Origin of the sequence: Constrictibacter sp. MBR-5 (assembly GCF_040549485.1) — a bacterium.
Taxonomy (GTDB): domain Bacteria; phylum Pseudomonadota; class Alphaproteobacteria; order JAJUGE01; family JAJUGE01; genus Constrictibacter.
The window spans coordinates 16717-40771 of sequence record NZ_JBEPTK010000023.1 but is presented as its reverse complement, the minus strand read 5'-3'; the positions used below and the strand labels follow the sequence as shown (position 1 = coordinate 40771).

The 24055-nt window shown below is 68.5% G+C and carries 19 protein-coding genes and 1 tRNA gene; 6 read left to right on the top strand and 14 right to left on the bottom strand.

Translation table 11 applies throughout. From position 1 onward, the window contains the following. From ABIE65_RS25960 to ABIE65_RS25945, 4 genes are read right to left on the bottom strand one after another with little or no spacing between them, the layout of a single operon-like run. Complete coding sequence (locus tag ABIE65_RS25960) at positions 1 to 1710, bottom strand: hypothetical protein (RefSeq protein ID WP_354081671.1); 1710 nt, start codon at positions 1708 to 1710, stop codon at positions 1 to 3. A 1-nt stretch (position 1711) separates the two neighbouring features. Continuing rightward, entirely contained in the window at positions 1712 to 2638 is a 927-nt protein-coding gene (locus ABIE65_RS25955) for a gp53-like domain-containing protein (protein WP_354081670.1), read from the bottom strand. After that, the gene (locus ABIE65_RS25950; RefSeq protein WP_354081669.1) at positions 2638 to 6717 is read right to left on the bottom strand and encodes a tape measure protein; all 4080 of its coding nucleotides are present in this window, start codon (positions 6715 to 6717) and stop codon (positions 2638 to 2640) included. The genes ABIE65_RS25955 and ABIE65_RS25950 overlap by 1 nt, the downstream gene beginning before the upstream one ends. Position 6718: 1 nt before the next feature. Next, complete coding sequence (locus ABIE65_RS25945; protein ID WP_354081668.1) at positions 6719 to 7021, bottom strand: DUF6441 family protein; 303 nt, start codon at positions 7019 to 7021, stop codon at positions 6719 to 6721. 206 nt (positions 7022 to 7227) lie between these two features. Between ABIE65_RS25945 and ABIE65_RS25940 the strand changes: the two genes are divergently transcribed. After that, positions 7228 to 7830 carry a hypothetical protein gene (locus ABIE65_RS25940; RefSeq protein WP_354081667.1) on the top strand — a complete coding sequence of 201 codons (603 nt, stop codon included), beginning with the start codon at positions 7228 to 7230 and terminating at the stop codon, positions 7828 to 7830. A 352-nt stretch (positions 7831 to 8182) separates the two neighbouring features. On the opposite strand, the gene ABIE65_RS25935 is transcribed toward ABIE65_RS25940, so the two are convergent. After that, positions 8183 to 8272: transfer RNA gene (locus tag ABIE65_RS25935), tRNA-Ser, on the bottom strand. A gap of 148 nt (positions 8273 to 8420) precedes the next feature. Here ABIE65_RS25935 and ABIE65_RS25930 point away from each other — a divergent pair. After that, positions 8421 to 10064: a thiamine pyrophosphate-dependent enzyme gene (locus ABIE65_RS25930; protein ID WP_354081666.1), complete on the top strand. Its 1644-nt coding sequence runs from the start codon at positions 8421 to 8423 to the stop codon at positions 10062 to 10064. Positions 10065 to 10096: 32 nt separating this feature from the next. Here the strand turns inward: ABIE65_RS25930 and ABIE65_RS25925 are convergent, their stop codons facing one another. Both ABIE65_RS25925 and ABIE65_RS25920 read right to left on the bottom strand, forming a co-directional pair. Then, positions 10097 to 10996 carry a c-type cytochrome gene (locus tag ABIE65_RS25925; protein WP_354081665.1) on the bottom strand — a complete coding sequence of 300 codons (900 nt, stop codon included), beginning with the start codon at positions 10994 to 10996 and terminating at the stop codon, positions 10097 to 10099. A 6-nt stretch (positions 10997 to 11002) separates the two neighbouring features. After that, a complete protein-coding gene (locus ABIE65_RS25920) occupies positions 11003 to 11473 on the bottom strand; it encodes a c-type cytochrome (protein WP_354081664.1) in 471 nt (156 codons plus the stop codon). A 114-nt stretch (positions 11474 to 11587) separates the two neighbouring features. Here ABIE65_RS25920 and ABIE65_RS25915 point away from each other — a divergent pair, with 114 nt between their 5' ends. Then, entirely contained in the window at positions 11588 to 12241 is a 654-nt protein-coding gene (locus tag ABIE65_RS25915) for an outer membrane protein (protein ID WP_354081663.1), read from the top strand. Here ABIE65_RS25915 and metF read toward each other — a convergent pair. Then, on the bottom strand, positions 12200 to 13102 hold the full coding sequence (gene metF / locus ABIE65_RS25910; RefSeq protein WP_354081662.1) for a methylenetetrahydrofolate reductase [NAD(P)H]: 903 nt from the start codon (positions 13100 to 13102) through the stop codon (positions 12200 to 12202). The genes ABIE65_RS25915 and metF overlap by 42 nt on opposite strands. Positions 13103 to 13113: 11 nt before the next feature. After that, positions 13114 to 14103, bottom strand: a complete 990-nt coding sequence (locus ABIE65_RS25905; protein ID WP_354081661.1) for an ArsR/SmtB family transcription factor — start codon at positions 14101 to 14103, stop codon at positions 13114 to 13116. 362 nt (positions 14104 to 14465) lie between these two features. Here ABIE65_RS25905 and ABIE65_RS25900 point away from each other — a divergent pair, with 362 nt between their 5' ends. Further along, a complete protein-coding gene (locus ABIE65_RS25900; RefSeq protein WP_354081660.1) occupies positions 14466 to 16001 on the top strand; it encodes an MlaA family lipoprotein in 1536 nt (511 codons plus the stop codon). Then, entirely contained in the window at positions 15998 to 16600 is a 603-nt protein-coding gene (locus ABIE65_RS25895) for an MlaC/ttg2D family ABC transporter substrate-binding protein (protein WP_354081659.1), read from the top strand. Before ABIE65_RS25900 ends, ABIE65_RS25895 begins: the two co-directional genes overlap by 4 nt. 101 nt (positions 16601 to 16701) lie before the next feature. On the opposite strand, the gene ettA is transcribed toward ABIE65_RS25895, so the two are convergent. Then, positions 16702 to 18381: an energy-dependent translational throttle protein EttA gene (ettA, locus tag ABIE65_RS25890; RefSeq protein WP_354081658.1), complete on the bottom strand. Its 1680-nt coding sequence runs from the start codon at positions 18379 to 18381 to the stop codon at positions 16702 to 16704. Positions 18382 to 18535: 154 nt separating this feature from the next. Here ettA and ABIE65_RS25885 point away from each other — a divergent pair, with 154 nt between their 5' ends. Next, complete coding sequence (locus ABIE65_RS25885; RefSeq protein WP_354081657.1) at positions 18536 to 19453, top strand: LOG family protein; 918 nt, start codon at positions 18536 to 18538, stop codon at positions 19451 to 19453. A gap of 6 nt (positions 19454 to 19459) precedes the next feature. On the opposite strand, the gene ABIE65_RS25880 is transcribed toward ABIE65_RS25885, so the two are convergent. From ABIE65_RS25880 to ABIE65_RS25865, 4 genes are all read right to left on the bottom strand, one after another. After that, complete coding sequence (locus tag ABIE65_RS25880; protein ID WP_354081656.1) at positions 19460 to 20506, bottom strand: DUF2336 domain-containing protein; 1047 nt, start codon at positions 20504 to 20506, stop codon at positions 19460 to 19462. Between the two features lie 320 nt (positions 20507 to 20826). Next, positions 20827 to 22068 (bottom strand): ABC transporter substrate-binding protein, encoded by a 1242-nt coding sequence (locus ABIE65_RS25875; RefSeq protein ID WP_354081655.1) that lies wholly within the window; start codon positions 22066 to 22068, stop codon positions 20827 to 20829. 60 nt (positions 22069 to 22128) lie between these two features. Then, positions 22129 to 23181 carry a branched-chain amino acid ABC transporter permease gene (locus ABIE65_RS25870; RefSeq protein ID WP_354081654.1) on the bottom strand — a complete coding sequence of 351 codons (1053 nt, stop codon included), beginning with the start codon at positions 23179 to 23181 and terminating at the stop codon, positions 22129 to 22131. Further along, positions 23178 to 24053 carry a branched-chain amino acid ABC transporter permease gene (locus ABIE65_RS25865; protein ID WP_354081653.1) on the bottom strand — a complete coding sequence of 292 codons (876 nt, stop codon included), beginning with the start codon at positions 24051 to 24053 and terminating at the stop codon, positions 23178 to 23180. The genes ABIE65_RS25870 and ABIE65_RS25865 overlap by 4 nt, the downstream gene beginning before the upstream one ends. Positions 24054 to 24055: the final 2 nt, after the last annotated feature.

Sequence of the window (24055 nt, the reverse complement as noted above, 5' to 3'; positions counted from 1 at the left end):
TCACCCCCAGAGATCGAGTCGGACGGTCCGCATGTTCGCGCGCTCGACGACGCGCATCACCCGCAGCGGCCGGCCGCTGCCCAGGCCGTAGCGGGGCGAGGTCAGGCGCACGACGGCCCCCGGCCGGAATCGCAGCAGCCCGCGTGCGACATCGAGGCTCCAGACCCGCCGGATCTGCCCGTCGCGCAGGACGATCGTTCGGGCGAGGTCGGCGGCATCGGCCGGATCGTCGATCTGCGTCGCGCGCTCCACGTCGCGCGGCCGCGCATGCAGGCCTTCCACGACGGAATCGACATAGGGTGCGAAACGGTGCGCCCGGCCGTAGTAAGCTCGCTCCTCGGCCGCCACGCCCTCGGCCAGTTCGTCGGCCGACTGCACCAGCTCCAGTCCGTCGTACCCGATGCGCGCGCGCCAGACCGGGTCCTCGGACTGGACGATCGCCAGGCTGCGGCCGATCTCGTCGGCCGCCTCGATGTCCGTGGTCGCGGATTCCACTTCCGGCGGCCGATGCAGTCCGAGCGTCAGCCGGCCGTCGCGGGTGAAGCCCACCCAGCCCTCGACGCTGTCCATCAGCGTGCGGATCAGTTGGTCGATCGTGCGGCCGTCCTGCGGGCCCAGCCAGAGGTGCATTGCCTGCGGTGCGGCCAGCCCGGCGAAGGCGGCGGCGTCGATCTCGTCCGGGTCGACGAAACCGCCATAGAGCGTCGCCAGGCGCCGGACGATCGCGGCGGCCGTGTCGGGATAGCCCGACGAGATGTCGCCCTCAAAATCCGCCGTGACCCGTCCCCCCGGCGGCGCCCCCAGCCGCAGCACGCCGAGGGCGAGGCACGTCGCATAGTCCCCCGGCGCCAGGCTGGCGGACAGCAGTGCGGCGAGGTCGGCATGGTCGCCGGCGAAGCCGAGCGATATGCCCTTGTCGCGGACGGCCAGCACCGCCTGGATCGGCCCGGCCGACAGCATGTAGACGAGGTCGACGGCATCGAGCTGAACGGGCGGGACGTTGCGGTTGCGGCCCCAGCCTATCGGCTTCGCCAAGCCGTCGAGATCTTCACCGCCTTCCAGGCCTCCCGTCCCGGCGAACAACGTTCGCGGCGGCACCCGTTCCAGGCGCGCCGCAGGGTCGCGCATGGTCAGCCGCAGGCTGGTATCGTCCGCTTCGATCGCCTCGACCGTGCCGCGGAACATCGTCCCGAACTCGTGGAACTTCAGGCGGCGCTCGCCATGCCGCCGCGGCTTCAGTGTGCCGCCGACCAGCAGGTCGACGCGTCGGCCCGTCCAGGAATAGTCGAGCAGGTGGTCGTAGGCGCGATCGCCGTTGGCGATGCGGATCTCTCCATAGCTCAGCGTCGCCGGGTCGTCCCGGCCGGGCCGCGGAATTGCGCTCTCGAAGTTGAAGGCGGTCGCCAGCCGTGGCGGGAAGTGCCGATGCGGCGGATCCTCGTCGGCGCCCGTCGTGTAGCCGCGGTCGGACAGCAGGATCGTGTGATCCTCGCCTTCTTCCGCCTCGTCGAGCGCCGCCAGCGGCTCCGTCGCGAGTGCATAGGGAAAGTCGCTGTCCAGCCCGGCAAGGGGCTGCGGGTATGCGGCGAGCACGAATAGAAGCTCGGCATCGGGATCGGCCAGCAGGAGCTGCAGCGGGTCGGCCACCGCGTGGGCGAGCGGCAGCGTCGCGACCGACCAGGTCGCGAGGGTCGTCGTTCCGGGAATCATCTCAGTGCCCGATCGCGAACCAGAAGAGGTCGACCGCCATGCTGGCGTTGTTGTAGATCGTGAAGCTGGCGGCGGTCTCCGAGTGCACGCCCGTCGTCACGCTGTTCGATCCCGAGAAGCTGGCGTTCCGGTGCTGGGTCATCACTGCGAGCGTGGCCGTGGGGAAGGCAGCCGGATAGGTGACCCCCTGGTTGGCGCCTGCCGCGATCCCGGTGACGGCACCCCATTTCAGGGCGAATGTCGTCGTGCCGTTCGAGAAGGCCAGGGAACCGGCCGCGCCGACGGTCGCCACCGTCAGGTAGAGCTGCGCGAAGTTCAGCACGTCGCCGAGGCCGACCTGTGCCTTCGTCACCGCGTGCGGGTTGTCGGTCCGTGCCGCGTGCGCGGTGCCCGCACCCGCCGCGGCATCAGCCGCATCCTGGGCCGCATCGGCCGTGGTCTGCGCATCTTCGACCGCGTCCTGCAGGAAGATGTCTGCCGCGTCGACATAGCCCTTGGTCGCCAGATGCGACGAGGCAGTTGGCGTGGCGGCGCGCAGCCGCCCCGAGGCATCCCGGCGCGCGAGCGTGTCGGGATCGGCATCGGCGGTCGCCTCGGACAGGAGGCTCAGCGTCGTGGCGCCCGGCGCCAGGAAGACGTCGCGCGTACCGCCGCCCCAGGCGATCGCCGCGTTGCCGTTGGTCGACCGGATGATCGTGTCGCGCGTCAACGTCGCCGGGGCGCCGGCCGTCAGGGTGCCGATGCCGTTCTCGATGTTAGTGCCGGAGCGCGCGACATACTCGACCGCCCACGGCCCGACATTGTCGCCGCTCTCGATCGCAGCACCCTGCACGAGGCTCAGGGCGCCGGCGACGTCCCCGTCGAGATCGTAGGCTCCCGTTCCGGTCGTAGCACTCGTCTGGTGGGCGGCGAGGCCAACGATCGCCATCAGGCGGCCCTCACTCTGGCCGTGAGCCGGTCGAGCGCATCCTGCTGGCGACGGACCGCCTCGGTCAGCTCTTCCACCTTACGGTTCAGCATGCGGTTCTCCTGCACCAGGCGCTCGAAGCCGCGCGCCGATTCCGAAGCGAGGCTCTTCAGGATCGGCCCCAGCTGTTCCGTGTTGCTCGCCACCCGCGCCATGGCGCCGGCGGCGGCGTCGCCCGCCGCGTAGCTTGGGGTCCCGGCTGCGGCGAGGTCCGCCACCACCGTAACGGCGGCGGGCTGCACGTTGACGATCGCGGCGGCGGTCGGCCCGCTCGTCAGTCCTCCGGCCAGGGTCCGGCGCAGGCCGACCAGCTCGGCGACGATGGCGGCGTTCCCGTCCGCGGTCGCCTTCTCGATGTCACCGAGAAGCGGTACCAGGGATGCGGCCGCCGTGGCGCCTGACGACAGCATGCCGGTCGTGTCGCCGACGAAAGCCTTCAGGCTATCGGTGACCCGGTCGAAGACCTGGAAGAACTCCGGACCGCTGGCGCTGATCGCGCGCTGCGCGTTGAGATAGTTCTGTGCAGCGCTGGTGATGTCCGCGAGGGCCGCTGCGTCACCGCCCCGTGCGAGGCCGAGCAGGCGATCGAACTCGGCCTCGGCATTCACCAGTGTCGTGCGCGGCGCCAGGACCGAGCCGGCACCCTGGAACTGGTCCGTCAGGAAGCCGCGGATCGTATCGGCCGCAGCGCCGGTATACTGCTCGACGATCCTCTGGCGCTCGATCGCGTTTAGCCGCTCGACCTCGACGAGGTTCCCGCCCAGCAACTTGGCATCGGCCAGCCGGGCGTCGGCCGCCTTCTGCCAGGCATCGAGCGCCGCGCCCAGCGGATCGGTGAGCGCCTTGATCTGCTCGGCGATCCCCCCGTCGAAGCCGGTGCGCAGCTGCTCGCGGAGCTTCGTCTCGATCTCCGCCGGCGTCAGGTCGATCCCGACCTGCTTCGCCAGCTCGGCCGTCTGGGCGATCCGCTCGTTCATTGCCGCCAGCGCCTTTTCGGCGGCCGTCATCGGCTCGATCGCATCGGCGAGGCCGAGATATTCCTCGACCAGGCGCTTCTGTGCCGCCGCCGCCTTGTCGGCGCTGAAGCCGAAGTCGTCGTTTGCGACGGCGAGTTCGTCGATCGCGCTCTGCAGCTGCATGAACGCCGACCGCTCGGCCTTGTGGATCTCCCCTTCTTCACCGCTGTAGTCGATGATGTCCCGCACCGCCTGGCGCCGGGCGAGAAGCTCCTGGGCCGCGGCCTGCAGTTCCTCGGCGTCGGTACCGGCGAGCGTTGCGGCGATCAGCTGCCCGTTGATGTCCAGCGCCTCGAGGATCGGCTTCAGCCGGCCGCGGATGACCTTGCCGAACTCCTCCTCGCCGAACTTCCGGTCGGAGCGGTTGTAGCCGCCCTGGTTCTGCAGCGCGGTCGACACGGTCGCGATCTCGGATCCCGACAGATACTGCGCGGCGCCCTGGTCGCTGCGCCGGAGCGTCTGGACCAGCTTCGACACGAAGGCGGCGTCATGGCCGCTCGTCTTGTTGTCGGAGAGGCCGACATACCCGAAGGGGCTCCGCAGGGCGAGATCGTCGTCGAACGTGTCGCCGAGCAGTGCGTTGCCCTGCGGGTTGTCGGCGGACAGGATCTTCAGCTTGTCCTTGCCGCCCTTGCCGAACAGCGCGGACAGGCCGCCGCCCAGCAGGCCGCCGACGAGGCCGCCGACCAGCGTGCCGATGCCGGGGACGATGCTGCCGATACCGGCCCCGAGCAGCGCACCGCCACCGGATCCGATCATGCTGTTCGTCTGCGTGGCACCCAGCAGACTGCCGAGCATCGTGCCCGCGCCGAAGCCGGCACCGACGCCGCCCAGGAACCCCGACAGCGTCGTCGTGCCGAACAGCGACCCCTGGGCCAGCGGCATCGGTCCGACGAAGCTGGCGCTCGGGGCGGCGATCTGCGCGCCGGACGCGAAGCCGAGGCTGGCGCCGAAGCTGTTGATGCTGCTCGTCAGCCCGCCGAAGATCGCGTTCTGCTGCGACAGCAGGTTGCCGAGATCCGTGATGCCGGGGCCGCGTGTACCGGTGGCACCGCCCCCGATTCCGCCGAGGCCGGGCGCGTCGCCCGCGCCCTGGACGCCGTACACCGCATTCACCACCGGCGCGATCACCGGGCGCAGGATCAGGTCGCCGCCGAGCTTGGCGAGCGTCTGCTTCGCCGTGGAATACATGTCGTTCCACATGTCCTTCCACGACTTCGGCGTGTCGGCGAAGAAGTCGGCGAAGGTATCGCCGGCATAATCGACGACCCGGTCCGTCGTGCGCTCCGCCTCGCGCGCGGCGTCCTCGCGGGCGCGCGTCTGCTGTTCGATCCGCTCGCGCTCGGCGGCGCGGGCGCGGGTCGCGGCCTCGATCGCCTTGCGCTCGTCCTCGGTGACGGCGGTGTTGGCGCGCTTCGCGAGGGCTTCGGCCTTGATCAGCTCGACGGCGATCTCGCGCTCGACGTTCGACAGGCCGAACTGGCGCGTCTCTGCTTCGATGCCGGCGATCTGCTCGGCGATGTCGTCATGCGCCTCGGCCTTGGCTTCCGTCGACCGACGCTGTTCTTCGTTGACGGTACCGATGACCCGCAGCCAGTCCTCGGCGTTCTTCTTGGCCTCGCGGGCGGCGTCCGCCTCTGCCTTGCTGCCCGCACTCGCTGCAGCCGAGACGGCCTGCTGCGTCTTAACCGCCTCAATCGCCCGGGCACGCGCGGCGGCGATCTCCGCATCGGTCGCGTCGGCGACCTCCTTCCGCAGATCGGCCTCGGCCCTGTCGGCGGCGTTCTGCTGGGCGCGAACGTCGGCAGCCATGCGGGCGAGCTCGATCTCGCGGGCCTGCTCGGCGGTCAGCCTGGCGATCGCCGCCGCGCGCGCCTCGGCCTTCGCCGCCGCCTGGGCATCCGCCTCGGCCTTCACCCGGGCCGCGTCGGCACCGGCAGCGTCGGCCTCGGCGCGAGCAGCGGCAATGAGCTTCGCCTCTTCCTCGCGCATCCGCGCCAGGATCGGCAGACGGCTGCTGACCTCCGGGTCTTTCTCGGACATCCCCATCGCGCGAAGCTGCGCGAGTTCGTCCTCGATCGTGCGGATCTGGCGGGCGTTCTCGACGATCTGGCGCGAGAAGTCGGTGGTCGCAGCCAGTCCTCGCCGCGCCTGCGTCGCGGCCTCGGTCAGCCAGGTCAGGAACCCGCCCGCGGCCGAGCGCGCGCCGCTGACGTTCGCCACTTCGGCGAGGAACAGCCGCCACGCGTCGGTCAGGTTGCTGATCTGGGTTTCGAGCGTCTGCGCCTGGCGCTCCATGCCGCCCGCGAACTCGACATCGCCCAGCCGGCGCAGATAGCCCTCGATCGCCTGCGCTTCCTTCTGCACCGTCGTCGAGATGCCGCGGAAGGTGAAGGTGACCCGGCTGCCCTCGCTCGACGCCCGGATGCCGAACTCCTTCAGCCGCTCGAACTCGCCGGTCGCGGCGTCGGCCACGGCCTCGATCAGCTGGTCGAGGCTCTTGCCCATCGCCGAGGCGGTGTTGCCGTAGGAACGCAGCGCCGCTTCCGACGGGTCGAGGCCCAGCGCCTTGAGCTTGATGAAGGCGCTCGCGACCTGATCGAGCGTGAAGGGCGTCTCGGTCGTGAAGGCGGTGATCTGCTCGAACGCCGTGGCGGCGGCGGACGCGGAGCCGGTGACGGTTACGAGGGAGGCCTTCAGCGTCTCCAGCTGGCGGCTGACGCCGAGCCCCTTGCCGATCGCCAGCGCCACCGCGCCGATGCCGGCAGCAGCGACGAGGCCGCGCGTGCTCAGCATGCCGAGCGCGTTGCCGACCGGCCCCAGCTGCGCGGCGTAGTTCCGCATCACGGCCTGGCCTTCGGCCGCCGCAGTGTTCACCAGCCGCAGCCGGACCGAGGCCGGCTCGGCGGCGCGCGTCATGCGGTCGAACGCCGCCTGTCCGTCCCTGCCCACCGCTTCGAGGGCGCGCCGGACGGTCTCCGCGTCCTTCAGCGACAGCCGTATGGAGAGCTCGCGGTCCGCCACGTCAGCGCCCTCTACGCGACAGCGCCGCGTCGACCGGCGCCGCCTGCCATTCCTTCAGGATCAGTCCCGGCAGCCGGCCGACCCACCGCTCGCCGGCACCCTTCACGTCGAGGCGTTTCTTCAGCCGCGTCTGCGGCAGCAGGACGAACATGATCACCGTCGTCGTCCGGCCGGCGGCGATCGCGCGCTTGCCGGCACGCGCGAATGCCCTCAGCATCGCGGTCGGCTGGTCCATCACGCCGCCGGCGTCGGGCAGGAAGCCGGGACCGGTGCCGCCGCGGAAGAGCTGCCACACGTCGAGCATCGCGAAGTCGGCCGCCGTCAGTGTACGTGCGGGGTTGCTGTCGAAGTGCTCGCCGCAGATGTCCCATCCGCCGGCCGCGGCTTCGTCGCCGTCGTCGATGTCGAAGGCTTCCGGTTCGAGCCAGACGGCGACGGCGCAGGTGAGTTTTTTTCCTGATCCCGCGAGGGGTGGCGCATCGCCATCGCCCTGCCGGCGATCGCGCTCACATGGCCGGGCGGCAGGCTGTCGAGGCAGGCTTCGGTCACCAAGCCATCCGGGCCGATGTCCAGCGCATCCGTACCGGTCCGGCCCGCCAGATAGTGCCGGGCGACGACCCACAGCGTCCGGCTGATCGCCTCCGACCGCCGGGCATGCAGCTCGCGCAGCGGCGGCCAGACCGTCGACAGCTGCTGTTCCATGTCCTGCACGGCCGTCGCGAGATCGGCCAGCCGCTCGCGATCCTCTTCGCCGCGGCTCACCGTCCGAAGCCCTCGGCGGCTGCGGCCGCGGCCGGCGGGATGTCCGAAACCATCCACGACGGAGGTCTCACCACGCGTGCCGGTGCCGGGACGGCGGGGGCCACCGCCCAGGCCGAGAGGAATCCGACCCGCTTCATTGGAACCGTGATGATCTCAGCCGACCGGCCTGCCCGCGAGATCCATCAGATCGTCGAAGCGATCGTCGAGCAACTGACGACGCTGCCCGGCAGCGAAGTGTCTCTGAAACTGGAGATCGACGCGGAAGTGCCCTCGGGCCTGGACCGCGCAAAGGTCCGGACCCTGATGGAAAACGCCACCACCCTCGGCTTCATCGACAAGGTGATCAAGTGATCGGGCCGGGAAGATCTGTGACTGTGCCGGAGGTGGTGCCGACCTCAGCACCGGAGCGACGGAAAACCGAAGGCAAATCAACAGTGCGGTTCGTGCCCAGTCGCGCCCGGTTGCCGATCTGTTCTTCGGAAAGTACGGAGCTTCGGCGGCAACAAAATGACGCTGCATCAGTAGCTTACGAGTTCCGTACTAAATGGCCAAAGTCATGAGGTTCGGAGAGAACCGGCCCGAGAGAGACGAAAGGGCCCCTCCGGCGGGGCCGCGCAGTCATGAGCTTTCGGCCGAAACGGCGCAGTTCTGCGGGCTTTTCGGCCTCGCAATCGGCGACGGAGAGAGTCGCGCTCGGGCGCATTGGCGGAGGGAGAGGGATTCGAACCCTCGATACGGTTCCCCGTATACACACTTTCCAGGCGTGCGCCTTCAACCACTCGGCCACCCCTCCGGAGCGCGGCAAGATAGGGGGGGAGCGCGCGATCCGCAACAGATCAGGACGCCTTCGTGACACTCCGTTGCATCGGCCGTTGCCGGTGGCGCGCAGTCGTCCGGGCAACTAGACTCCGCGCGATCGCAAGCGAGGGAGCACGGGTCGGATGAAGGGTGGCGAGGCGCTGGTCGAGACGTTGCTGGCCTGGGGCGTGGATATCGCCTTTTCGGTGCCGGGGGAGAGCTATCTGCCGGTGCTGGCGGCGCTGCAGCAGGCGCAGAACCGCATCCGCCTGATCACGCCGCGGCACGAGGGCGGCGTCACCTTCGCCGCCGCCGCCTATGGACGCATCGCGCGGCGGCCGGCCGTCTGCTTCGTCAGCCGCGGGCCGGGCGCCACCAACGCCTCGATCGGCGTCCACACGGCGATGCAGGATTCGATCCCGCTGGTCCTCTTCATCGGCAACGTGCCGACCGGCTCGCTCGGCAAGGAGGCGTTCCAGGAAATCGACTATCACCGCATGTACGGCGCCATCGCCAAGGGCGTGCTGGAGCCGCAGCACGCACGCCAGGTGCCGGAGGTGACGGCGCGCGCCCTGACGCTCGCCTCGACCGGCCGGCCCGGGCCTGTGATCGTCATCATGCCGAAGGATATCAGCGACGGCGACACGGGCGACGCGCCGATCCCGCAGCCCGGGCCGAAGCCCTCGGCCGGTTGCGACGCGGCGGCGGCAGCGGAAATCGCCGGCCTGCTGGCCGCGGCGAAGCGGCCGATCCTGCTGGCGGGCGAACTGGTCAGCGTTGAAGCGGCCTCGGCGGAGCTCGTCGCGCTGGCCGAGGCCTGCGGCGCGCCGGTGATCGCCACCTATCGCCAGGAGGACACGTACCCCAACGACCACGCCGCCTATGCCGGCCACATCGAGATCGACCGGGTGCCGTTCCAGACGGACGCCTTCGCTGCCTGCGACCTGATCGTCGCTGTCGGCTGCCGGCTGGACGGCATCACGACGCGCGACTTCAGCCTGATCCGGCCGGACCAGAAGCTGGTGCACATCTTCCCGGACTGGGACGTGCTGTCGCGCTGGCGCTCGACCGTGGCGGTCGCCGCGAACCTGAAGCCGACGCTGGCGGCGGTGACCGCAGCCGTTTCGGGGACCGCGCCGGCCGACCGGGTGGCGTGGCGCGACGGGCTGCATGCGGCGCAGTTGGACTTCGTGAAGGCCGACGCCGTCGCGGTGAACGGGCCGGTCAACCTCGCCAAGGTCGTCGAGGCGGTCGACGCGTTGGCACCGGAGGAGTCGGTCATCCTGTGCGACAGCGGCACCTTCGCCCGCTGGGTGCACCGCTTCTACCGCTTCACCCGTCCGCATACCCAGGCCGGGCCGATGTCCGGCGCCATGGGCTATGCCGTGCCCGGCGCCATCGGCACCTGCCTCGCCAAGCCCGATGCCCCCAGCATCGCCTTCGTCGGCGACGGAGGCTTTCTCATGACTGGTCAGGAGCTGACGACGGCGGTGCAGCACGGCCTGCCGGTGAAGGTCGTGCTCTGCGACAACAATGCCTGGGGCTCGATCCTGGTGTCGCAGCAGCGGGCCTACGGCACGCCCGGCGAGTTCGGCACGCGCCTGCAGAGCCCGGACTTCGCCGCCGTCGCACGCGGCTACGGCATGCCGGCCTGGCGGGTCGAGAAGACAGCCGACTTCGAGGCGGCGTTCCGCGAGGCGCTGGCGCATCCGGGGCCGACGCTGATCCACCTGCTGCTCGACTCACGCGACGTGTCGCCCTTTTCCGGCGAGGACGCCAAGGTCTGAACGGCGGCAAGCCGCCGCAAGACGGCCTCGCTCTACTCGGCCTTGGTGGCCCTGGCATTCGGATTGGAGACGGGCGGCAGGGACAGCAGGTATTCGGCGATCGCGTCGCGGTCGGGCCCGGTCAGGGAATCTGTGCCGTCTTCGATCACCGGGTACATGCTGCCGCCGACCACGTCGCCGTCCGGCATCATTCCGGCGTCGAGCAGGAAGGCGATGTCGCTCGCCGACCATGTGCCGATGCCGGTCTCCCGGTCGGGCGTGATGTTCGGCACACGCTCGCCGTCGGGTCCGTCGACGTTGCCGCCGAGCCACCGCGACATGTCGAGATTGCCGAGCGCGCCGCGCGGCGTATGGCACTCGCCGCAATGGGCGACGGCGGTCACCAGATAGGCGCCGCGGTTCCAGGCTTCGGATCGGTCGGGGTCGGGAATGTATGGTCCCGGCTCGAAGTGCAGCAGGTTCCAGCCCCACATCAGCCAGCGCTGATTGAACGGAAAGCCGAGGTTGTGCGGCTTCGACGGCGTCGCCGCTGGCTCCATCGCGAAGATGTGCCGCTTGATCGCCAGCATGTCCGCATCGGTCATGCGCGTGTAGGAGGTGTAGGGAAAGGCCGGATAGTAGTGGCTGCCGTCGGGCGCCACGCCCTCGCGCATCGCCCGGATGAAGTCGGCGTCGCTCCATGCGCCGATGCCGTGCTCGCGGTCCGGCGTGATGTTCGGCGTGCGGAACGTGCCGAACGGCGTGTCGAGCGCGACGCCGCCCGCCAGCGGCTTGCCGCCGCCCTTGGTGTCGGTGTGGCAGTTGGCGCAGCCGGCGGCATCGAACAGGGCGGCACCGTCGGCGGATTCGGCGGCAGCCGCGGGCGGCGACGTCGCGGCAAGGGCGGCGACCGCCGCTGCCGCGATCAGGTCACGGAAACCGGTCGCTCGCACGCAGCCTCAGCTCTTCTTCTGCCGGAACGTGTTGTGGCAGCCGCCGCAGCTCTTGCCGACGGCGCCGAAGCCGGCCTTCGCCGCGTCCATGTCAGCTGACGCCGCAAGCTTCGCGCTGGCTTCCTCGAGCGCCTTCGACGCCTCGTCGAACTTGGCGCGCTCCGTCCAGATCGCGGGCAGGGCGGTCGTCTCGACGCCGGCGGGCGCGTTCTCGACATGTAGCCCGGCGGTGAAGGCGGCGGGGACCTTCGCGGCTGCGGCGTTGATCTCGCCCGCCCGGCGCTTGAGGTCGTCCAGCGTCTCGCTGCCCTCGCCCTTGACGATCGCCGCGATCGCCTTGTTGTTCGCCGCGATCCCCTTCATCAGGGCCTGGCGATCCTTCACCGACTGGGCGCCGTCCTGGGCCGAAGCCGCAAATCCGATGGAGATCAGCGCGACCGCGGCCACGCCCGCGAAAATCCCTTTGACGCCTGCCATTTGCCTGCCTCCGATAAGGTGGGTAGTACGGCCTCGTGATCGAGCGAAGGATAGTATTCTGGTATGGCGGCGGAACGCGCGGATCATTTTTCTGTGAGGCGGGCAGCGTTTGGCTTGACCGGCGCGCTCATGGCCGCCGCAGCGGCTCCGCCGGCAGCCGCCGCGGGCGGAGACTGGTATGCCACCGTCGTCATCGTCGGCGGCGCGGCCGAGGTCACGCGGCTCGACATCGACGGCATGGACGCACCCTATGTCGAGAGCGGCTGGCAGGCCGTCGGCGGCGGCGGGTTGCGGATCGGCCGAACTTGGCGCGCTCTGCCGATCCGGACCGAACTCGAGGTCGTGCATCGCTACCGGTTCGACCTCGACGTCCGCAGCCCTTCGCCGGAGGGGCTGCTCGATTTCGAGACCAATATCGGCACGACCAGCGCCATGCTGAACCTCTGGGTCGAGCACCGGGGCGACGGGCCGGTGACGCCCTTCATCGGCGCCACCGCCGGTTGGGCCCGGCACCATGTCGAGACGATCCGCACCGTGCTCGCGACCGGCGACAGGGCGGACGAGCACGAGGCGACCGACGTCTTCGCCTGGGGCCTCGGGGCCGGCGCCAGCTGGGACTTCGCCGATCGATGGACCGCGGAAGCGGTCTGGCGCTACATGAACCTCGGCGAGGTTTCTACCGGAACCCTGGAGACCGGCGAATCCTACGAGGCCGGCGCCTATTCCTCACACGACCTCGTGCTCGGGCTTCGCTACCGCTTCCGGTGACGCGCCGCGAATGCCGAGACGGTGGCAGACGGCCTTCGTCAGTTCGGCGCGGTTCAGCGTATAGAAGTGGAACTCGTCGAATCCCTGGTCGCGAATGCGCAGGCAGTGTTCGGCGGCGATCGTCGCCGCGATCATCCGGCGCGTGTCGGGATCTTCGTCGAGGCCGTCGAAGAGGTCGACGAGATAGGGAGGGATCCGCGCCCCGCACATGCCGGCGAACCGTGTCACTGTGGCGAAGTTTGTCACCGGCAGGATGCCTGGCACGATCGGCACCGTGATGCCGGCGGCGGTCGCTTTGTCGATGAAGCGGAAGAACGCGTCGGGATCGAAGAAGAACTGCGTGATCGCGCGCGTCGCGCCGGCGTCGATCTTGCGCTTCAGATAGTCCAGGTCCGATCCGGCGTCGCGCGCCTCGGGGTGCTTCTCCGGATAGGCGGCGACGCTGATCTCGAAGTCTCCCACCTTGCGCAGCCCCAAGACGAGATCCGTCGCATAGGCATAGCCGCCGGGGTGCGGTACGTAGCCCGCCGCGTCCGGCGGTGCATCGCCACGCAGCGCAACGATATGGCGGATGCCGGCGTTCCAATAGTCGCGCGCTACGGCGTCGATTTCCTCTCGTGTCGCCGCCACGCAGGTGAGGTGCGCCGCGGGTTCCAGCGCCGTCTCCTCGCGAATGCGCCGGACCGTCGCATGAGTGCGTTCGCGCGTGGTGCCGCCTGCTCCGTACGTGACGGAGACGAAGCGCGGCCCCAGCGGCTCCAGCTTCTTGATGGTGTCCCAGAGCGTCGCCTCCATCGCCTCGTTCTTGGGCGGAAAGAATTCGAACGAGACGCGCGGGGCAGTGGCGGACGAGGTGGACAAGATGGTCTCCTTTACGCGGCGGCGACCGGAAGGTCGCGGCGTTGGTTCGGTGAGCCCCGGGCGGCTTCCGCCGCGGCGGGGCGATCGGCGATCCAGATCGTGACGGTGAGCGGTTCACCCGGGAGATGGATCGGCGGGGCGGGCCGCAGGCCGCAGGCGGCGACCCAGCCGGCGATTTCCTCGTCGCCGAAACCGAGGCGGCGGTGCGCATGGTCGCTGCGAAGGTATTCGAGGTCGTGCCGGGCGAAGTCGACGACCAACAGCCGGCCGCCCGGCCGAAGGACGCGGCCGGCCTCGGCAATGGCAAGTGCCGGATCCTGGGCGAAATGCAGGACTTGGTGGATCGTGACGACGTCGAAACTGCCGCCCGGTACGGGCAGGCGGTACATGTCCGCCTGCCGGACGGAACAGTTGGTGAGGGGGCCGCGGCCGACGCGGTCGCGGGCAAGGGTGAGCATCTCACGCGACAGGTCGATGCCCGTCGCGCGATCGACGTGCGGCGCCATCAGTTCGAGCACCCGGCCGGTGCCGGTCCCGATGTCCAGAAGCGACCGGATCGGCCCTTCCGGCAGTAGTGCGACGAGCCGGCGCTCGACCTCGGTCTCGTCGATATGCAGCGCGCGGATGACGTCCCATTCGCGGGCATTCCGCCTGAAATAGGCTGCTGCCGCCTCCGACCGCGACCGGCGGATCGCCTCCAGCCGTTCCAGGTCGAGCGCCCGGTCGGGCGTGTCGGCCGGCAGCAACGCCACCAGAGCGCGCGCCAGGTCGGCGCCGGCTCCCGCCGGGGCGATGCGATGGAACATCCAGTTGCCTTCGCGGTAGCGCTCCAGCAGTCCCGCATCGCAGAGCAGCTTCAGATGGCGGGAGACGCGTGGCTGGCTCTGCGACAGGATATGCGTCAACTCCGTCACGCTGAGTTCGCCCAGCGCGCACAAAGCCAGGATGCGGAGCCGCGTCGGCTCGGCAGCCGCCCTCAATCCCGTCAGCAGATCGTCCATCGTCCGAGCGCCTCCTTCGATGCGCCATCGAAACATAAGGATATCCTTATGTCCTTTCTAGCATGTGACGACCCGACACGTCAGCGGAATAAGACGTGCGGGCGGATGAAGCCCTTTGCGATAATGGCGCAAGCTGGCGTTAACCGGGGCCGTGTGATAGTTCAACAACGTCGAGAAAGCGGCGTAACGGGCGGATAACAGGTAGTCTCTGCCCGGCGGCACGTTGCCCGACGGGGCGGGGAAAGGGGCTCGGCTGCCGGTTTTGAGGCCGTTTCCGGGCGCGATCAGAGGGGGCGTTTCGATTGCTCGTGGGGTCAGACAGTTTTTCAGCCGGGCCGAAGGACGCTCGGCGCGGCTGGACGATGTCGTTTCGCGGCGTCGTCGTCGCGGCGATCCTTGCGACGGCCGTGGGCGGCTGCGCTTCGGTCGACGGCAGCAGCAGCTTTCGCGACAACGGTGAGATCAGCGAAAACGACCCGCTCGAAGGCCTGAACCGTCAGATCTTCGCGGCAAACCTCGCCGTCGATACCTTCCTGCTGCGGCCGGCCGCGGTCGGGTATCGGGAGATCGTTCCCGATTTCGGCAAGGAGATCATCCGCAACTTCCTGAACAATCTGCGGGCGCCGCTGATCCTGATCAACGATCTGGCTCAGGGCGAGGGAGCGCGCGCGCAGACGACGCTCAGTCGCCTGATGGTCAATACCGTCCTTGGCGTAGGCGGTCTCTTCGATCCGGCGAGCAGCATGGGGCTGGCCTACCATTCGGAGGATGTCGGGCAGACGCTCGCGACCTACGGGGTCGACGAAGGCCCTTATCTTGTCCTGCCGATCCTCGGGCCGTCGAACGCCCGCGATGCCGTCGGCACCGCCCTCGGCTGGCTGATCGACCCGGTACGTATAGGTGCCGAGGCCGCCAATGCCGACGACGCCTTGTATGCGCGGGCGGTGGCGGAGGGGATCGATCTGCGCTACCGGCTCATGCCGGGCTATGACGAACTCCGTCGCACCTCGTTGGACTTCTACGCCTTTACCCGCAGCGCGTATCGGCAGCGACGCGTCCAGCAGATCCGAAACGCCGGGGAACCCGGGGGCGTCTTCGCGGCCGGGCAGCAGCCGTCTCAGGTCGGACATCCGGAGACACTGCTAGCTGAAGGCATCGCGGGCAGCGCCGAGCCCCTTCTCGCCCCAGATCAACTTGAACGGGATCGGCTTGCTCCTGGTCGTCTCGATGGTTCCGACCCCGGCGCGTCAGTGCAGGCGGACGTGCTGCTCGCGGCCGGGCCGCAAAGCAGTCCGCCGGATGCCGACGTGACCGCTGCGCCCCGACTGGCGGAGCCGACGGTCGACCCGCGGTTCATCGAGCCCCGCGATGCCAGGGAAGAATGGCCGCGGCGCACCGACGCGGTGCCCGTCGACGATCGTCCCGCCTCTTCGGTGCCGGGAGGCGAGGCTGCGTCGGACGTTGCCGTGGCGGTCACGCCGGCTGCGAAGGGCGCGCCACCAACGGTCGATCCGCTGTTCATAGAACCCCGTGGCGCATCGGCAGCGCTCATCGCTCACGCGGCCGGGCCTGTGACCGGGATCACCATGCCCGGCCGATCGGCGGACCAGGATGTGGTCGAGCGGAACATGGACGGCGAGACGCAACTGGCGGCTGTGGAACCCGCCGCTTTCACGCGAGCGTCGTTCGCCGACAATGAACCGCTCGCGGTGCAACCGATCTCCGGCGGTGGCGTTGAACCCTTGGCTTCGACAGTCTCGGTTCAGCCTGAGGTTTCGTCCGAGCCGACAGGCCTTGCGGAAGAGGCACTGTTGATGCATCAGGCGGCTCAGCGGGCCTACGAAGACGCTCTTCGTTCGGCCGAAGCCGTTACCCGTAACGAGCAAGTGCAGCAATGATCGCAGCGATCGGCCGTTTTTTCTACATAGCCGCCTTCATGGTTGTTGCCGTCATGGCGGCTGGTCGGGCGCACGCCCAAGCGGATGCCGCGGCATTCATCGGCCGCCTCGCCGCGGATGCCGTTCCCGTTTTGACCAATCCCTCGGTTCCGGAGACGCAGCGCGAGCAGAAGTTCCGCGAACTCCTGGACAAGGGGTTCGACATGCGCGAGCTCTCGCAGCTCGTGCTGGGTCGCTACTGGCGGCAGGCCTCCCCGGAAGAGCGGCAGGAGTTCGTCGGGCTTCTGGAGGCTTATCTCATCCAGATCTATGCCGACCGATTTTCCGAGTTCCAGAATGTTGCACTGGAAGTGGGCAGCACGCGCCGGGATCAGGACACGGACTTCGTAAGTTCGACGATGCGCCAGGCCAGCGGGCCGCCTGTGCAGCTGGAGTGGCGTGTCGACAGGGTCGGTGGTCGTTTCGTCATTACCGACCTGGTGGTCGAGGGTGTGAGCATGGTGATCACGCAGCGTTCGGAATTCGCCTCGGTCATCCGCCAGCGGGGCGGTCAGGTTAGCGGGCTGCTGGACCTGTTGCGGCAGCGCACCGGCGGCTGATCCGCTCGATCCCAGCGACGAAGGTCAAGAAGAAGGGGGAGTGCTTCGGCCGAAGCACTCCCCCTCATCGTTTCCGACCGGCGCCGTCGGCTGAGCGTGGCCTACCGGGCGATCGGCTTGTATTTGATCCGGTGCGGCTGGTCGGCTTCATGCCCGAGGCGCCGGCGCTTGTCCGCCTCGTAGTCGGCATAGTTGCCTTCGAACCATTCGACGTGGCTGTCACCCTCGAAGGCGAGGATGTGCGTCGCGATCCGGTCGAGGAACCAGCGATCGTGGCTGATCACCACGGCGCATCCGGCGAAATCGAGCAGCGCCTCTTCGAGCGCACGCAGGGTGTCGACGTCCAGGTCGTTCGACGGCTCGTCGAGCAGCAGGACGTTCGCGCCCGACTTCAGCATCTTGGCGAGGTGAACGCGATTGCGTTCGCCGCCCGACAGCTGGCCGACCTTCTTCTGCTGGTCCGGGCCCTTGAAGTTGAAGCTCGCGACATAGGCGCGGCTCGGAACCTGGCGCTTGCCGAGTTCGATGACGTCGCTGCCGCCGGAAATCTCTTCCCAGACGGTGGCTTTCGCCGAGAGGGCGTCGCGGCTCTGGTCGACATAGCCCAGCTTGACGGTGTCGCCCTTGCGTAGCGCGCCGCCGCCCGGCGTCTCGCTGCCGGTGATCATGCGGAAGAGGGTCGTCTTGCCCGCGCCGTTGGGGCCGATCACCCCGACGATGCCGCCCGGCGGCAGACTGAAGTTCAGGTCGTCGATCAGCAGCCGGTCGCCGAACGCCTTGCTGAGATGGTCGGCCTCAATGACGACATCGCCCAGCCGCGGTCCCGGCGGAATGACGATCTGCGCCGTGTCCAGGGTCTGGCGTCCCGCTTCCGAAACCATCTGCTCATAGGCCTGAAGGCGCGCCTTGCTCTTCGCCTGCCGCGCCTTCGGGTTCTGCCGGACCCACTCCAGTTCCTGGTGGATCGACTTCTGCCGCGCGCTCTCCTGCTTCTCCTCCTGGGCGAGGCGCTTTTCCTTCTGCTCCAGCCAGGCGGTGTAGTTGCCTTCGAAGGGCAGGCCCTTGCCGCGGTCGACCTCGAGAATCCAGCCGGCGACGTTGTCGAGGAAGTAGCGGTCATGGGTGACGGCCACCACGGTGCCCTGGTAGTCGTGGAGGAAGCGCTCCAACCACGCCACCGACTCGGCATCGAGATGGTTGGTCGGCTCGTCGAGCAGCAGCATGTCCGGCTTCGACAGCAGCAGGCGGCAGAGCGCGACGCGGCGCTTCTCGCCGCCCGACAGCTTGTCGACCGCGGCGTCGCCGGGCGGGCAGCGCAGGGCGTCCATGGCGATCTCGACCTGACGCTCGACCTCCCAGCCGTCGGTCGCGTCGAGCTTTTCCTGAAGCTCGCCCTGCTCCGCGAGCAACGCGTTCATCTCGTCGTCGTCGAGCGGTTCGGCGAAGCGGGCGCTGAGCTCGTTGAACCGGTCGAGCAGGGCCTTCGCCTCGGCAACGCCCTCCATCACGTTCTCCATGACGGACTTCGAGGCGTCGAGGTGCGGCTCCTGTTCCAGGAACCCGACCTTGACGCCTTCGGCTGCCCAGGCTTCGCCCGTGAAACTGTCGTCGCGGCCCGCCATGATCTTCAGCAGGGTCGACTTGCCGGCGCCGTTGGGGCCGAGGACGCCGATCTTCGCGCCGGGGAGGAAGGAGAGCCAGATGTTCTCCAGCACCTTCTTGCCGCCGGGAAAGGTCTTGCCCAGGTCCTTCATCACGTAGATGTACTGATAGGCTGCCATAGGGGTCCCTCTCGCGCCGCAGGGGCGCGTTTTACCGGAATCGCTCGATGTGGGCAACGCGGGCTTCCGCGGGCGCGTCCACGAACCACCCGGCCTGCTGCCGCGTTGTCGCGAGGCGGCAGCCACGCTGCGCAAGTCGGCTCGAGGAGAACAGATGGTCAGGCGCGACGACAAGGACAGGATTTTTCCCACCGCCGACGAGGATGTCGAGGCGGCGGAGCAGGTCGAGGATACCCCCCAGACGCGGTCTCCGGCCTATCGGCTCGCCTTCCACGATGACGACTTCCTGTTGCGCGACGAGCTGAGGCCGGTGCGCCTGCAGCTGGAGCTCCTGAAGCCGGAGCTGGCGCTTCAGGAAGAGAACATCGTCTCGACCATCGTGGTGTTCGGCAGCGCGCGGACGCCGGCTCCCGAGGAGGCCGAGCGCGGTCTGGCGGCGGCCGAAGAGAAGCTGCGCGAGGCCGGGGAGAGCGCCGATGCCGCACAGGATGTCGGGCGGGCGCGGCGGGTGCTCGAGCGGAGCCGCTACTATGCCGAGGCCCGGCGCTTTGCCGCGATCGCGTCGCGCGTCGGTCAGTGCGGGCCGGAGCGCTGCTATGTGGTCGTGACGGGCGGCGGCCCCGGCATCATGGAGGCGGCGAACCGCGGCGCGAGCGATGTCGGTGCCGAAAGCATCGGCCTGAACATCGTTCTCCCGTTCGAGCAGGCCCCCAACCCGTACATCACGCCGAAGCTCAGTTTTCAGTTTCACTATTTCGCCATCCGGAAGATGCACTTCCTGATGCGGGCGCGGGCCCTGGTCTGCTTCCCCGGCGGCTTCGGCACCATGGACGAGCTGTTCGAGGCCCTGACGCTGATCCAAACCGGCAAGATCGAGCCGATCCCGGTGCTGCTGTTCGGCGAAGCCTGGTGGCGCCGCATCGTCGATTTCGAGGCGATGGCCGACGAGGGGGTGATCTCGCCGCACGATCTCGAGATCTTCACCTATGTAGACACGGCGGAGGCGGCCTGGTCGGCGATCGAAGAATTTTACGCCCGGCCGCGCGAGCGGCACCGCACGCATCGGGCGTGAACGGCATCAGCCATCCGTGATGCGCCGGATGGCCCCGGCGTAGCGCGGATGGCGCCGCCAGAGGCGCAGCAGGTCGCGTGCCTCGTCCGGGTCGATCCCGTCGAAGGCGTGCATGGCTTCAGCGAGCGCCCGGGGATCGCGGACCTTGCCGGAAGAGTGCTGACCGACCAGCAGATGCAGCTCCGCGAACACGGTCCGCTGCACGTCGATCGCCCGGCAGAGCGTCGCGAACTCCAGGGTCCCGCGGCCGAAGGCCATCGCTTGGAGACGGCCGAGAGTAAGGCCCGAGATCTGGCCGAGCAGCATCAGAAAGAGGAAAACGTCGCCGCGCTTTAGCGCCCGGACCAGGGCCTCGGGGGGGATCGCCGCCTGACGGTCCTGCCGCTCGGCCTCGGGCAGTGGCGCGGGCTGGCGCAGGACGGACGCGACGGCGGCTTCGATTGCATCGTCCGCCGCCACCAGGTCGACCGCCTCGGTCTCGATCAGCAGGACGCGCAGCGCTGCCGCCACCTGCCAATGGATCGCCTCGACCATGTCCGGCGGCAGGTCGTCGAGGGGCAGGCGTGGGTCGCCATATTCGTCGAGATGCGCCATCTGCTGATCGTGGCAGCGGTCGAGATCCGCGCGATCCAGAATGCCGCTGCTCTCCGGATCGGGACCGGCGCTGCCTGGCGGGCGCATGACCTCCGCCAGGCGGTGCGCCTCGATCCGGGCGAAGACCAGGCGGACCAACCGGGTGTCCCGCGTGAACGCGCTGCGGGCGACGATGTCCTCGACGCGTTGTCCCGACGGTCCGGTCACGGCGTCCGCCGCACATGCCGCAACGGCGCTTGGCGCGCGGCCATCGGCTACCGCTTCACCGAGCGCCGCCGCGATGCGGCGATGGACCGAACGGACGATATCGGTCACGACGCCCCACATCAGCGCGCGTTGCTGGTCGGTCAGCGGTCCGGCGCCCGACAGCATCGAGCGGGCGACGTCCTCCATCAGCCGGTCGACGCGGGCGGCGTCGCGTTCGACCGAACGGGCCAGATCGAGCGATGGTAGGTTCACGACAGCGCTTCCCGACTCCCGCACCGCTTTTCGTGGCGGCTGTGCCGCCGATCGCCGTCTCGCACCCCGCTGCGACGGCCGGGGAAGGACCTGAGCGGAAGAGGCGGCGCGTGGCCGCCGGTCTACGAACCGGAGGCACATTTGCACACCGGCGGCGCACAGGCGACCCGCAACCGGCTCGGCAGTGAGCGTAAACACATCGGGAGATTGCGGATATCATGGCTGATGCCCGCGGCATTTCGCCACGGGGCCTCAGGCAGACGGGGCCCGCAGCGGTCGCTGCGAGCCCCGTTCGGCCGTTTATGCGGAGCCGCGGCCCGTCAGCTGCCGACTTCGCCGCTGATCACCTCGCCGAAGAGCTCCCACTGGCTGTCCTTGAAGCGGGCCAACTGCATCTGCTCGATCGGGAAGAAATCCTTCGGGCCCGTGTTGAGCAGGATGCCGGGCAGCATCATGCCGAGTTTCAGGTCTTTGATGGACGCCGCCTGCTTCATGACGTTCTCGCGCGTCAGGTCGTCTCCCGCCTGCTGCAGGACGTGCACCATCGTCTGTGCAGCGAGGTAGCCGAACACGGTGAAAGTGCTGCTCTTGTCGCCGTCCGGATAGTACTTGTCCATGAAGGCGGACCATTCCTTCCACGCCGCGTCGTCCTTCCACTGCGGGTCGGTCGGGTCTTTGTGGTAGAAGGCGGTCAGCAGGCCCTGCGCATGCTCCAGGCCGGCAGGCTTCAGCACGGCGCCGGGCGAGTTCGAGACGTTGTTGAGGATCTGGAGCGGCTTCCAGCCGATCTCTCCCGCCTTCTTGATCGCCTGGGCTGCGAATTTCGGCGTCGTGATGTTGTAGAAAACGTCCGCGCCCGAAGATTTCAGGTTGACGACCTGGGAGTCGATCGTCGGATCGCTCGTCTCGTAGGAATATTCGGCGACGATCATCGATTTCGCCTTGTCGCCGAGGCCGTCCTTCAGTCCCTTCACATAGTCCTTACCGTAGTCGTCGTTCTGGAAGAGGATGCCGATCTTCGCGTCGGGCTTGTTCTTCAGCAGGTATGCCGCGTAGATGCGCCCTTCGCTCTGGTAGTTCGGCTGCCACCCCATCGTCCACGGGAACTTCTCCGGGTCGCCCCACTTGGTGGCCCCCGTCGCCACGAACAGCTGCGGCACCTTCTTCGCGTTCATGTATTTGTGGATGGCCGAGTTCGGCGGCGTGCCCAGCCCCTGGAAGACGAGCAGGGCCTCGTCGCTCTCGACCAGCTTGCGCGTCTGCTCGACGGTCTTCGGCGGGCTGTAACCGTCGTCGTAGGAGATGAAGTTGATCTTGCGGCCGTTGATGCCGCCCTCGTCGTTGATCTTCTTGAAGTAGGCGTCGATCGTCTTGCCGATCGTGCCGTACGCCGACGCGGGCCCGCTGTAGGCGCTGGTGTTGCCGATCTTGATCTCGGTGTCGGTGACACCCGGGCCGTACTTCTTCTCCGCGGCAGACGCGTCGCCCGCGAAGACACCGCCCAGTGACAGCGCCAGCGCGATCGCCGCCGCCGTGGTCGTCAGTCTCGCCATCCTCGCCATCGTTTCCTCCTCCGATGCTCCCGTTGTCGCCCTTCGGCCGCCCGGCCGCCGGGCTCTTCTTCAGCCGCGGCGCACGAGACGGTGCGCCACGAGACGCGCGAGGCCGGCCGCTCCGGTCGGCATCACATAGATCACGAGGATCAGCAGCGCCCCGTAGATCGCCCAGGTCAGGCCCTTCACGTCCTCGGCAATCGATTCGGAGATGTTCGGCATGAAGAGCACGAACAGGCCGCCGAAGATCGCCCCCGGGATCGACCCGACGCCGCCCACGACGAGGCCGACGAGGAAGGTGATCGCCAGGAGGAAGGTGAAGCTGTCCGGTGCCACGAATTGCACGACAATCGCGCCCAGCGCGCCGGCGACGCCGGTGTAGAGCGCGCTGACGCCGAAGGTGAGCGACTTGTAGAGGGACGTGTTGATCCCCATCGACTTCGCCGCGATCGGATTGTCGCGGATCGCCATCATGGCGCGGCCGGTGCGGCTGCGGATCAGGCCTGCGGCACAGGCGAAGAGGATCGCGACGACGAAGAGCGTGAAGAAGTAAAGCCACTGGTCCGGCGACAGCGGCAGGCCGAACGGTGCGTCCGGCTTCATGATCACGATTCCCTGCACGCCGCCGGTGAACTCCTCGATCGGCGTGAACTTCAGCAGCTGCGGCGTGGCCACGGCGAGAGCGAAGGTGGCAAGGGCCAGATAGAGCCCCTCGAGCCGCAGCGCGGGCAGGCCGAAGAGGAATCCGACAGCGAGGCAGATCACCCCGGCCGGCGGCAGCGTCGCCCAATAGGGCACGTCGTAGCGGTCCATCAGGATCGCCGCCGTGTAGGCGCCGATCGCATAGAAGGCGCTGTGGCCGAGCGAGAACTGGCCGTTGAACCCGGTCAGCAGGTTGAGGCCGAGGATGGCGATGGCGTAGACCAGCGCCTGGGTCAGCTGGAAGACGGTGAAGTTCTTCACCAGGAACGGCAGCGCCAGCGCGACGGCGATGCCAGCGAGCAGCCAGATCAGGCGCCAGCCGCGGATCGAGATGCCGGCAAGATGCCCGGACGGCGGAAGGCGCCGCGGCTGGTGCTGGACCGTCTCGGCGGGATGCGTCATGTCCGTCTGCATCGTCATACCCGGGTCACCGTCCTGCGTCCGAAGAGCCCGCTCGGCCGGATCATCAGCACGCCGACGATCAGGATGAGGGCGATGGTGAGCCGCAGCTCGCTGCCGAAATAGGGGATGAAGGTGCCGGCGATATTCTCCACGACGCCGACCGCGAAGCCGCCGACCACCGCGCCGCCCGGGCTGTTCAGGCCGCCGACCACGGCGCCGGCGAAGCCGTACAGGATGATGCCCAGCATCATGTTCGGCTCGAGGAAGACGACGGGCGCGATCATCATGCCCGCCACCGCGCCGATCGCCGACGCCATGCCCCAGCCGAGCGCCACCATCCAGCCGACGCGCACGCCGACGAGACGGGCCGATTCCGGGTTCTGCGCTGCCGCGCGCATCGCCAGCCCGACCGAGGTGAAGCGGAAGAACATGTAGAGCAGGCCGAGGAGGACCAGGGTAACCAGCACCATGCCCGTCTGGTGCGCGCCGATGAAGGTGCCGATGTGCAGCCATTCCGGGAACGGGCTGGGGAACACCTTGATGGTGAACTCCCAGAAGAAGCCGGCGAGGCTGTTGAAGATCGAGAAGAGCGCGATGAAGACCACGACGTGGCTCAGTACGGGTGCGTTCTGGATCGGTTTGAAGACGATCCGCTCGACCAGAACGCCGCCGGCGAAGGAAATCGCGATGGTCAGGAAGAAGGCGGCCCAATAGGGCATGCCCCAGGTGATGAGCTGCCAGGCAATGAAGGTCGAGAACATCGCCATCTCGCCCTGGGCGAAATTGAAGTGGTCGATCGCCTGGTAGATCATGACCACCGCGAGCGCCATGCAGGCATAGATGCCGCCCGTGGCCAAGCCGGCGAGGATCTGGTGTAGGAGAAGATCCATCG

What these genes read in the sequence shown, in the direction of transcription:
- ABIE65_RS25885 (WP_354081657.1), top strand. Translation starts at nt 18,536, where the DNA reads ATGGTCAGGCGCGACGACAAGGACAGGATTTTTCCCACCGCCGACGAG.
- ABIE65_RS25940 (WP_354081667.1), top strand. Translation starts at nt 7,228, where the DNA reads ATGGCCGGGCGGCAGGCTGTCGAGGCAGGCTTCGGTCACCAAGCCATC.
- ABIE65_RS25960 (WP_354081671.1), bottom strand. Translation starts at nt 1,710, where the DNA reads ATGATTCCCGGAACGACGACCCTCGCGACCTGGTCGGTCGCGACGCTG.
- ABIE65_RS25865 (WP_354081653.1), bottom strand. Translation starts at nt 24,053, where the DNA reads ATGGATCTTCTCCTACACCAGATCCTCGCCGGCTTGGCCACGGGCGGC.
- ABIE65_RS25955 (WP_354081670.1), bottom strand. Translation starts at nt 2,638, where the DNA reads ATGGCGATCGTTGGCCTCGCCGCCCACCAGACGAGTGCTACGACCGGA.
- ABIE65_RS25930 (WP_354081666.1), top strand. Translation starts at nt 8,421, where the DNA reads ATGAAGGGTGGCGAGGCGCTGGTCGAGACGTTGCTGGCCTGGGGCGTG.
- ettA (WP_354081658.1), bottom strand. Translation starts at nt 18,381, where the DNA reads ATGGCAGCCTATCAGTACATCTACGTGATGAAGGACCTGGGCAAGACC.
- ABIE65_RS25900 (WP_354081660.1), top strand. Translation starts at nt 14,466, where the DNA reads ATGTCGTTTCGCGGCGTCGTCGTCGCGGCGATCCTTGCGACGGCCGTG.
- ABIE65_RS25870 (WP_354081654.1), bottom strand. Translation starts at nt 23,181, where the DNA reads ATGACGATGCAGACGGACATGACGCATCCCGCCGAGACGGTCCAGCAC.
- ABIE65_RS25945 (WP_354081668.1), bottom strand. Translation starts at nt 7,021, where the DNA reads ATGCTCGACGTGTGGCAGCTCTTCCGCGGCGGCACCGGTCCCGGCTTC.
- ABIE65_RS25905 (WP_354081661.1), bottom strand. Translation starts at nt 14,103, where the DNA reads ATGGACGATCTGCTGACGGGATTGAGGGCGGCTGCCGAGCCGACGCGG.
- ABIE65_RS25875 (WP_354081655.1), bottom strand. Translation starts at nt 22,068, where the DNA reads ATGGCGAGGATGGCGAGACTGACGACCACGGCGGCGGCGATCGCGCTG.
- ABIE65_RS25920 (WP_354081664.1), bottom strand. Translation starts at nt 11,473, where the DNA reads ATGGCAGGCGTCAAAGGGATTTTCGCGGGCGTGGCCGCGGTCGCGCTG.
- ABIE65_RS25895 (WP_354081659.1), top strand. Translation starts at nt 15,998, where the DNA reads ATGATCGCAGCGATCGGCCGTTTTTTCTACATAGCCGCCTTCATGGTT.